Source organism: Kaistella sp. (genome assembly GCF_041824135.1).
Lineage (GTDB): Bacteria > Bacteroidota > Bacteroidia > Flavobacteriales > Weeksellaceae > Kaistella.
In genome coordinates, this window is the sequence record NZ_JBGZYM010000088.1 from 1 (window position 1) to 9,029 (window position 9,029).

10 protein-coding genes are annotated in these 9,029 nt (G+C 32.2%); 9 read left to right on the top strand and 1 reads right to left on the bottom strand.

Annotated features, from left to right (window positions below; translation table 11 throughout):
• Positions 1–157: 157 nt before the first annotated feature.
• The 6 genes from ACEYOS_RS11305 to ACEYOS_RS11330 all read left to right on the top strand — a co-directional run bounded on the left by ACEYOS_RS11305 (position 158) and on the right by ACEYOS_RS11330 (position 4,778).
• On the top strand, positions 158–670 hold the full coding sequence (locus tag ACEYOS_RS11305; RefSeq protein ID WP_373781481.1) for a hypothetical protein: 513 nt from the start codon (positions 158–160) through the stop codon (positions 668–670).
• A 429-nt stretch (positions 671–1,099) separates the two neighbouring features.
• Positions 1,100–1,543: a hypothetical protein gene (locus ACEYOS_RS11310; RefSeq protein WP_373748075.1), complete on the top strand. Its 444-nt coding sequence runs from the start codon at positions 1,100–1,102 to the stop codon at positions 1,541–1,543.
• A gap of 230 nt (positions 1,544–1,773) precedes the next feature.
• The gene (locus ACEYOS_RS11315; RefSeq protein ID WP_373784498.1) at positions 1,774–2,442 is read left to right on the top strand and encodes a hypothetical protein; all 669 of its coding nucleotides are present in this window, start codon (positions 1,774–1,776) and stop codon (positions 2,440–2,442) included.
• Positions 2,443–2,736: 294 nt separating this feature from the next.
• Positions 2,737–3,204, top strand: coding sequence for a DUF1905 domain-containing protein (locus ACEYOS_RS11320; RefSeq protein WP_373748073.1), 468 nt, complete (start codon positions 2,737–2,739; stop codon positions 3,202–3,204).
• Entirely contained in the window at positions 3,197–3,874 is a 678-nt protein-coding gene (locus ACEYOS_RS11325) for a DUF2461 domain-containing protein (protein ID WP_373748072.1), read from the top strand. The genes ACEYOS_RS11320 and ACEYOS_RS11325 overlap by 8 nt, the downstream gene beginning before the upstream one ends.
• A 199-nt stretch (positions 3,875–4,073) precedes the next feature.
• A complete protein-coding gene (locus ACEYOS_RS11330; RefSeq protein WP_373748071.1) occupies positions 4,074–4,778 on the top strand; it encodes a hypothetical protein in 705 nt (234 codons plus the stop codon).
• A 66-nt stretch (positions 4,779–4,844) separates the two neighbouring features.
• On the opposite strand, the gene ACEYOS_RS11335 is transcribed toward ACEYOS_RS11330, so the two are convergent.
• A complete protein-coding gene (locus tag ACEYOS_RS11335) occupies positions 4,845–5,846 on the bottom strand; it encodes an IS110 family transposase (protein WP_373748070.1) in 1,002 nt (333 codons plus the stop codon).
• A 348-nt stretch (positions 5,847–6,194) separates the two neighbouring features.
• Here ACEYOS_RS11335 and ACEYOS_RS11340 point away from each other — a divergent pair, with 348 nt between their 5' ends.
• The 3 genes from ACEYOS_RS11340 (at position 6,195) to ACEYOS_RS11350 (ending at position 7,906) form a co-directional block, all read left to right on the top strand.
• Positions 6,195–6,965, top strand: a complete 771-nt coding sequence (locus tag ACEYOS_RS11340; RefSeq protein ID WP_373748069.1) for a hypothetical protein — start codon at positions 6,195–6,197, stop codon at positions 6,963–6,965.
• A 158-nt stretch (positions 6,966–7,123) separates the two neighbouring features.
• Entirely contained in the window at positions 7,124–7,600 is a 477-nt protein-coding gene (locus ACEYOS_RS11345) for a hypothetical protein (RefSeq protein WP_373748068.1), read from the top strand.
• A gap of 3 nt (positions 7,601–7,603) precedes the next feature.
• Positions 7,604–7,906: a hypothetical protein gene (locus tag ACEYOS_RS11350; RefSeq protein ID WP_373748067.1), complete on the top strand. Its 303-nt coding sequence runs from the start codon at positions 7,604–7,606 to the stop codon at positions 7,904–7,906.
• Positions 7,907–9,029 lie beyond the last annotated feature (1,123 nt).

Genomic DNA, 9,029 nt, shown 5'->3' on the forward strand with positions numbered 1-9,029 from the left:
ATAACTACGTCGTACAACATCGTATTGGCAATAGGCGGGCTGAACGGCTTCGTATCAACGGAAGTGCAAAATTCAACTTCTGTTCTTCGATTAAAGTTCAGTGCTAAAAATCCCGCCCATCGCCAATACGCGGCACGTTAGGCGAAATTATAAGAAAATGAAATCAACTATTAAATTTTTATTAAAAATATTCATTGTCACAGCATTATTATTTGGAATTATGTTAGTAATTCCAGAATTATTTTCAAATCAAAAAATTGAAATAAAAGAAATTAGTATAAAAGCATTAATCTTTGGACTTCTTATGACCATAATTCTTGGATTACTTCAAATGGTTAAAATGAAAAAAAACGGAATAAGAAATGCTTCTGACTTGGACTTTAAAGTTAGTCAAAAATCAACATTTACTTCAAAATTAACTTTAAATGAAATATTTGATGAATTAAAAACTAAATACAAATCAATAAACCTTACTTCAGAGAAAATCAGTATAAGAACGTCTATTAGTTTATATTCTTGGGGCGAAAACATTGAAATTACAAAAGGAAGCACTAATGATTTTGAGTATGAAATTACGAGTAAGCCACAATTACCAACAACCTTGATTGATTATGGCAAAAATAGTGAAAACATCTTGAAAATAAAGAAAATAATAAATAACTTCGCCTAATAACTAAGCTTTCGTTTTGTCTGAAAGACAAGAAATGAAAGCCCGTTGAACGGAAGCTCCGGTGGCTTTTTCTCCCCACTTGGTAACCTTATGGGGTTATCGTTTCTAGAATCTAGAAAAATAGTGCAGTTTTTTAGAAGGACTGCTTTTTTGTGGCGTTTGGTAGCCTTTGGAAGTGGTCTAAGGACTGAGTTATTTAAGATATTTAACGCTTTCAGGAGAAAATTAATTACAATTGCGGAAAACAATAGTCGGAAAAAACATATCTTAGTGATTAGAAATAAGTCTTACGAATATCAGACAAATACCTACCAAATACGTTGTATTTGTCTAACGGAGTAAGACATATAAACAAGTTATCTGTAATGCTATCGAAAAATCGGTTTTAAAAGTTACACACCTGATTTACAAAAATAAAAGTTCAAAAACATGGATGGAAAAATTAAATTAAAACTAAATCAAAAATCTTCAATTTTCAATAATCGTTATGAAATTTTTATAAATGATAATTTCATTGGTTTTGTTGATTATAAAAATCCAAAGATTGATTTTATTACAAATTTTGGTAATCATAAAATTACCGTAAAAGGCAAAGACTTTGAAAAAGAACATAATTTCACTTTGACTTCACGACAAATAATTTTACCAATTGAAATTAACGAAAATATGTTTTGGAGTAAATCGAATTACAAACTTCCGAAAATAATAAAAGGTGTTATTTTAGGCTTTATAATTGCGTACTCAATTTTACTATTATATTTATTTGCTTCTAAAAAAATTGAATTTGGATATCCACTTTTAATTCCATTTTTTATCATCCTTTTCATAAACTCAACAAAACAAAATAATAAATTTGAATTGTCTTTTAAATAAACGGAAACCTGAAAAGCAGTACAGATAACAGCGGTTTTGCAATAGTGCGGGATTTTCGCAAGTTTAACAATTTTAGATATTCTGAAATTTAGTTTATAATAGAAAGATTTTGCATATTAATCCGCACCATCGCAAAGCCGCAAAACGTTAGCAGAAATTTTATGAAAACACTATTTGTCATATTTTCAATTTTTTTCACGCAAATATATTATGCTTGTTCATGTATGCCAATGAACATTACAGAAAGAATTTCAACTTCTGATTTTATTGCAAAAGTAAAAATTAAGAAAATTTGGCTTGATAGTAAAAATAAAAAATTTCATAACATAGAAATTGAAGTTCTAGACTTATACAAGGGAATATCTACAAAAAAAATGAAAATTTATAGTGCTCAAATGACTAGTTGTGCATTCCTTACTCCTGAAAATACAACTTGGCTAGTTTTTGCATCAAAAGATAAAGATGGTATTTTGAGTTTTGGTTTTTGCTCAGGATCACAAAACCTTGACAAAAATTTATCTTCAGTTCAAAGAAAAATGCAAATGCTAAAATATCTGAAGTCACAAAAAATAAGTATGACTTCAAAAAATAACGTTGCATTTGTTATTAATTCTGATTCTTTAAAAAAATTCAATGGTCTAACTGAATCTAAAAATAATTTTGCATTATATGAAATTGTAATTAATAAAGATTTGAGTATAAAATCAGTAAAACCAATTAAGGAATTTCAAACAAATCGAATTAATAACGAAATACTTGAGATATTAAAAACTAAATCAAAGGTTTACGCTAGAAATAGAGAATCAGCAATCTCAGAAGAAGAAAAAATTATCATCCCTCTATTCTACTATCCAAAAGAGAAAAATGATAAGAGCTTTATAAGTCCTTATGATTTATAAAAAACTTCTGCTAATAACTAAGTTTTAGCTTCGCTCTGTTCACTGCGTTCGGGTCGTTTTGTCTGCAAGACAAGAAATGAAAGCCCGTTGAACGGAAGCTCCGGTAGCTTTTCAACAGCATAATGGTCCTCTTATGGAGATTTCGTTTTTAGAATTTCTATACACAAAGCAGTTTTCATCGAAGATTTTAGCGATTAATTAAGTTTTTAGCAAGTAGAAAGTTTTCGTATTTTTATCCCGCCTGCAGAAATACCCCACCGTTAGCGGTCAGGCTCAAAGACAATCCGAAACAAAATGAAATACTTAGTAAAAGACGAAATATTAGAATTGAAATATGAACCCGGAAAAGGTGCGTGGACTTATCATATTCAAATTCCAAACACCAAACACATTGTCGGAAAATGGGGTTCACTAAAAGTATCAGGCACTATCGACAATTACAAAATTGACAGTATCAACCTATTTACAATCACGGGACAAGACAAACTAATTTCCATCAACGACAAAATCAGAAAAGCAATTAATAAAGGCGGTGGCGACAAAGTTACAGTGACACTTTACCTACTGACTACAAAGGAACAAATTACCGAAAAAGAAATTTTTGAAACATTCAAAGAAGAAGGAGTTCTGAAAGTCTTCAAAAAACTGACTAACGAAGAACAAAAAGAAATTATTGGAAAAATTGCTTCTACAAAATCGGAAGACAAACAAATTAAAGTGATTTTGAAATTTATTGACCAATTAAGTAAAAGCAATGATTAAGCAGACTTCACTTGACTTCCTTTCAAATCTTAAACTAAATAATTCAAGAGAATGGTTTGAGCAAAATAGGGTCTTGTACGAAAATTACAAAAGTGACATACTTCAATTGACTGAAAATCTTTTGACGGAACTATCCAAGATTGATAACACAATTTTACAAGCCAACTTAGACCCTAAAAAGTGCTTGACGAGAGTAAACCGAGATTTAAGGTTTTCAAAAGATAAGACACCCTACAAAAATTATGTCTTAATCGTTTTTAACAAAAATGGGTTTCACGGCAACACGGCAGGATACTATATACAAATTGAGCCAAGTGCTAATTTTTTAGGTGGCGGAATTTGGCAGACAACACCTGAACTTCTAAAAAAGATACGTCAAGAAATAGACTACTCATTTACTGACATCAACAAAATTATAACATCACCAAAGTTTAAAACGACCTTTCCAAGCGGAATACAAGGTGTAGGTAAACTAAAAAAAATGCCAGACGGCTATGACGAAACAAATCCAGCAAGCGAACTTTTGAAAATGAAAGGGTTTTGTACTAAGGAAATCGTAAGCGACAAAATGCTAACAAGCAAAGACTGCGTTGCGAAAATCTTGGACAGTTTTAAGGCTTCAAAACCTCTCATTGACTATATAAACAAAGCAATAGAGTATGACGAGTAAAAAGCCCGAACCGCTAACATCGGTTTTGCATAATGGCGGGTTCAGTTCTTCGTATGACAATTTAGTGCAAGGTTCAAGTGCAGTTCTTCGATTGAACTTTTGTGCTATAAATCCGCCGCTACGCAAAGCCGAGAACCGTTAGCGGCAAGCAGACAAAAACACAACGGACGATGAAACTAAAAATCCAAGACATCTAAAAATGGCAGAAAATAGATACAACGAGTTTGATGAGATTATGAATTCGCAAAAGCAAAAAATGAATTCCGTTGAAAATAAATATAAGGAACTATTAGAAAATGTAAAAAGAAATACAAGTGAGACAAAGTACGGAACTCAGAGTATGTATTTAGGTTATTTCTGTCCAAGTCTTGTAATGGACAAAACTGTTGGCGGATTTAAAAAAGGAAAATTGCAAACAAATATTCCAAAAAACAAAAGCGGAAATTATGTGGTTTGTGACATTGACAGCGAGGGGAAACTTTTGCGAATGCAAGACATAAATTCTTACGGAACTATTGTTGAAACTTATATAATCAAAGAAAAAGAGACTGAATTTAGCGTTAATTTTTCTGACAAAAAATTGACTATTTACAATGGTCCTTCTACCCGAACAATTTATGAAAATGGAATATTAAAACGTTTTGATATAATAGAGAACTCTTCTATATGGTCGGAAATATATTCATACAATCCTGAGAATAATCGAAAAATTGAATGTAGAAAATATTATTATGTACCCAATTTGAAAGGAAGTGACAAATCCATTCCCGTTGGTATAAAAGGTAGTCCAGCTCAATTGTTTATTATGGATATAGAATTAGACAATCAAGAAAAAGTAATAAAAATAGAACATAATGAACTGATAGACGGACAGAAAGTATTGACATATACTTATGAAAAATAGTAGACGACAAAAATGCCAGCCGCTAACATATTCTATGACAAAAAGCAAGCGAAAATTGAAAATAAATTAAGCTGCAAATTTGTGTAAATTGACAAAGTTTGATTCTCGTTGGATCACCGCAAAAATTCTGTAGACAATTTTGCATTTTATGTTGTTTAAAACTAACATCGTATGTTTTCCTTCCGCTTTTTTCCGCGTGTAATATTCTTTTAGTTCAGGGTCGTATTTGATCGCAGTGAGCGACACCATATGTAAAAGCGATTTCATCTTTTTATCCGCCAGATGACTGACCCTCGTTTTTCCCTTGATACTCGTTCCAGAGCTGTGTTCGAAAGGTGCAACGCCTGAATAACACGCAAATTTTCTTCCGTTTGTAAACGCCGTAAATCCTTTGGTGACCATCAAAATATAGACTGAAGTGATCTCCCCAATTCCCGGAATACTTTTTAAAAGCTGTTGCTGTTTGTACAGCAGTTCGTCTTCCCGGATCAGTTTTTTAATCTTGTCATCCAGCATTGAAAGCTGTTTTTTCAGGTATTTCACCGTTTGTCGGTTGATGGACTTTACGCTTCCGAAAACTTCTCTGCTGAGGAACATTTCGTTTTCCAAGGTTCTTTCAAAAACTTTAATGGCCGCGATGGTTTTTTCACGCTCAGAAAAAACGATTTTAAGTTGCTGGAGATTTAATTCCGGAAGCACGGAAAGTGAGATTTTGTCGGTATTTCTTTTAGCGTAATAGGCAATTTCTTTGGCGTCTACCTTATCGCTTTTGCCACGCGTAATTCCGAGGGAACGTTTTATTTCCAAAGCTGGAACCTGCGCATAATCGAGTTCATTTTCGCTCAAAACTAAGGAAATCAGGGAGGAATAAATCCCGGTCTTTTCGAAGACGAAGAGTATTTCATTCAGGTTATGTCCGGCTTTTTTAAGGTTTTTCAGAAATGTGTTTATGGATTTTTGGGTGTTGAGAATCTGGTCTCTTTCCAGCTGCCCATCTTCTGTAACCAAGCAATAATCAAGCGTTAATTTAGCCACATCAATTCCGAGGTAAGTTGTGTAATTTTTCATAATTTAGTTGGGTATTAAATTAAATGTTGAAATTCTTTAAAATCTTTATTAGATCTGGGTAATCTGGTATTCTATCTAAAGCGGTTTCAACCTTTTAAAACAAGGCAGAGGACTGATATGTTAGTGAAGACTATTAATCTTTAAAGGTATTTCTAGTTCACCTCTGTCTTGCTTATTTTAAAGGTACTTATTTAATCAATGTAAAGTAAAGAAGGGTTTTGCAATAGTGGGGCGAAACTGCAAAGTTCAACGGTAGTTCTTCGGTTCAACTTTTGTGCATAATTGAACATTTGTGCTTCGATTGCCCCACCATCGCAAAGCCCCGAAACGTTAGCACCAATATTAAGAATGACCGAACAGACAACACATATTGACGTAGGACAAAGTAAAATTTTAAACCTTGACGCTGACGACCAAGGAAATTTCATTGCGTTTACCGACAACAAAACGGTTGTAACAAACGACTATAATTTAAAAATAGAAATCGACTTACGCTTTCCGATTATTCGCAGACTTGACAACGACACATTTTTCATTGCTGACAGTCGGACAGAGAAAGACAACAACGGTTATATTTTTAAATTCAGCGGACAATTGGTAAAGTCATTTTTAGCTGGTGACGGCATAGAGGATATTATCGTTCATCGGAACAAAATTATTATAACATATTTTGACGAAGGGGTTTACGGAGGTGACGGACCAAACGGAGATGGGCTTGCTGTGTTTGACTTTGAAGGACGACAAGAATTTGGTGTTAATTCAAGTGCAGGAGATATGGTAATTGCCGATTGTTACTGTATTTGCAAACACGGGACAAACAGAGTTCTGTTTTACGCATATACTGACCTAAAAGTATTTGAACTTAATCTTGACACTTTTAAAATTGAAAGCTGTGAAACACCAAGTGACTTTTCTGGAGCTTCAGCAATATCAAGCACTGCTGACAAAATTATTTTTCATTCAAGCTATCACGACAAAAGAAGTTTTTTTTCGTGGGACAGAAATAAAAATGAAGTAATAAAGTTTGGAGACTATTCACCAGGCTTGACAGGAATAAAAAATGGCAAATTCTTAATTTATGGTGACAGTGGATACACAATTATTAACCCGACAGAATAAAAATACTGGTGCTAACATCGGTTTGGCAATATGGCGGCTGAAGTGCTTCAATGAAACATTTTTGCAAGGTTCAACGGCAGTAATTCTAGTGAACTTTTGTGCTAAAAATCCGCCACATCGCCAAGCCGAAAAACGTTGTGCAACATTTGAGGAAAACGATGACATTGATATTAGAAAACACAAAACAAGTTGAATTTCACACTGAATTGTATGAAATAATAGAACCGTTTGAAAAGGAGTTTTCTGAATTAAATTGGTTGTTAACTAATCAAGATTATCGGATTTTAGATTTCGACCAAAAAGGCGGAATTGAAAAACTGAATTTTGAATCGGACAAAATAATTTTTAACGGAATTGAACTTTTGGAAATCATAAAAAACCGTAGAATTGATTTTACTTGGTGTGTATTTTGCGGATTTAAAAATGACATTCCAAAACTAAAAAAATCGGAATTGCCTTATGCGGATTTAAACTCTAATATTTGGAATAAACCTAATGAATTTCTAAACAAACAAAGCGAAATTGAAATCATAAGTTTTGACGGAACAGCAACAATTTTTAAATCAAAAAGTAAAGAAATTGAAAATAAGTTTCGTGAAAAATTTACAGAAGCCAAAGAACTAAAAAAACAATAAGGAATGTATCAAATAATTGCTCACGCAAAACCTAAAAGAGATTCAGAACATTTTGGAGAAGCGCTAGGTGCTTATGCAACTATTTTTATAGATTTTAAGGAAATTGATGGTGCTTTTGTATTAGCCAAACATTATATCGAAGACGAAGGTTGGGAAATTATTGAGTTAGAAGAAGAATATTTTATTACAAATTCGATTGAAGAAATGGCAGAAGATTATAAACAATATTTTGACGAAGTATTTGAATATGGATACTCACTAATTTTTAACACTTACGATACGATTGAGGAAGAAGAAAATGAATAAAAAACGTTGCACAACAACGTATATAGCTCATAGCTAATTAGTTGCTTAATCAAAGTTAAGATATATTTGCTAGTCCGCCAAATTTTTTAATTTGGCTTATTGAGAAAAGATAATAAGAAAAATTAAAAAATTCGGCTCGTGCTTAACCGAAAAAATATTGATAATTTACACGCTACGAGCCATATACAAGACCGTATGTGCAACCTTATGAAAACACCGAATAGAATAAAAATTCTTAAAATATTTTATTTGGTAATTTCAAATTTTGTCATTTTCTACTTTCTGCACAAAATATTTTTTTCCATAAAACTGTCTGAAATATTTTTCAATCTTTTTATTTCTATATCCGCTCTAAATTTTGCAATAATTTTGCTACCAAAACCAACTGACTTCACAACAAATGTGTTGACATTCCTAACGACAGAATATTTTGTAGGATTATTTATAATATTATTTTTTACAAATTTTTTCTTTATCCGAAGTGAAGAATATCAAATTACTTACTGGCTTTCAATTTTTTTCGCTTCCATTCTGGGCGGAGTAGTCACTTTAATAAATTTTGCCAATAAATTCAAAACAAAATTTGAATACAGAAAGATCCTGATGCAAATTATTGCAGTTTCCTTGACCTTTCCACTGATAAACCTAATATATTCTACGATTATATACAAAAAAACCTATTATGATTTAAGTTTTAATGTCTTTGTCCCAGAAATTTTAATAGTAATTGTTTGGCAGACATTCATTTTCTTAATTCTTAAAAAGGGCTGCACATAATAACTAAGCTTTCGTTTTGTCTGAAAGACAAGAAATGAATTAACAATCACCGAAACAAATAAAAGAATAACAATAAATGAGGTAAAGCCCGTTGAACGGAACCTCCGGTGGCTTTTAGGCGGCATTTTGGTTCTCTTATGGAGATATCGTTTTTAGAATTTAGATATACAAAGCAGTTTTTTAGAAGGACCGCTTTTTTTGTGGCGTTTGGTAGCCTTTAGAAGTGGTCTAAAAAGACGAAGTTATTTAAGATATTTAACGCTTTCAGGAAAAATTTAATTACAATTGCGGAAAACAATAGTCGGAAAAAACATATCTTAGTGATTAGAAATAAGTCTTACGAATA

What these genes read in the sequence shown, in the direction of transcription:
- ACEYOS_RS11305 (WP_373781481.1), top strand. Translation starts at nt 158, where the DNA reads ATGAAATCAACTATTAAATTTTTATTAAAAATATTCATTGTCACAGCA.
- ACEYOS_RS11335 (WP_373748070.1), bottom strand. Translation starts at nt 5,846, where the DNA reads ATGAAAAATTACACAACTTACCTCGGAATTGATGTGGCTAAATTAACG.
- ACEYOS_RS11330 (WP_373748071.1), top strand. Translation starts at nt 4,074, where the DNA reads ATGGCAGAAAATAGATACAACGAGTTTGATGAGATTATGAATTCGCAA.
- ACEYOS_RS11325 (WP_373748072.1), top strand. Translation starts at nt 3,197, where the DNA reads ATGATTAAGCAGACTTCACTTGACTTCCTTTCAAATCTTAAACTAAAT.
- ACEYOS_RS11350 (WP_373748067.1), top strand. Translation starts at nt 7,604, where the DNA reads ATGTATCAAATAATTGCTCACGCAAAACCTAAAAGAGATTCAGAACAT.
- ACEYOS_RS11310 (WP_373748075.1), top strand. Translation starts at nt 1,100, where the DNA reads ATGGATGGAAAAATTAAATTAAAACTAAATCAAAAATCTTCAATTTTC.
- ACEYOS_RS11320 (WP_373748073.1), top strand. Translation starts at nt 2,737, where the DNA reads ATGAAATACTTAGTAAAAGACGAAATATTAGAATTGAAATATGAACCC.
- ACEYOS_RS11340 (WP_373748069.1), top strand. Translation starts at nt 6,195, where the DNA reads ATGACCGAACAGACAACACATATTGACGTAGGACAAAGTAAAATTTTA.
- ACEYOS_RS11345 (WP_373748068.1), top strand. Translation starts at nt 7,124, where the DNA reads ATGACATTGATATTAGAAAACACAAAACAAGTTGAATTTCACACTGAA.
- ACEYOS_RS11315 (WP_373784498.1), top strand. Translation starts at nt 1,774, where the DNA reads ATGAACATTACAGAAAGAATTTCAACTTCTGATTTTATTGCAAAAGTA.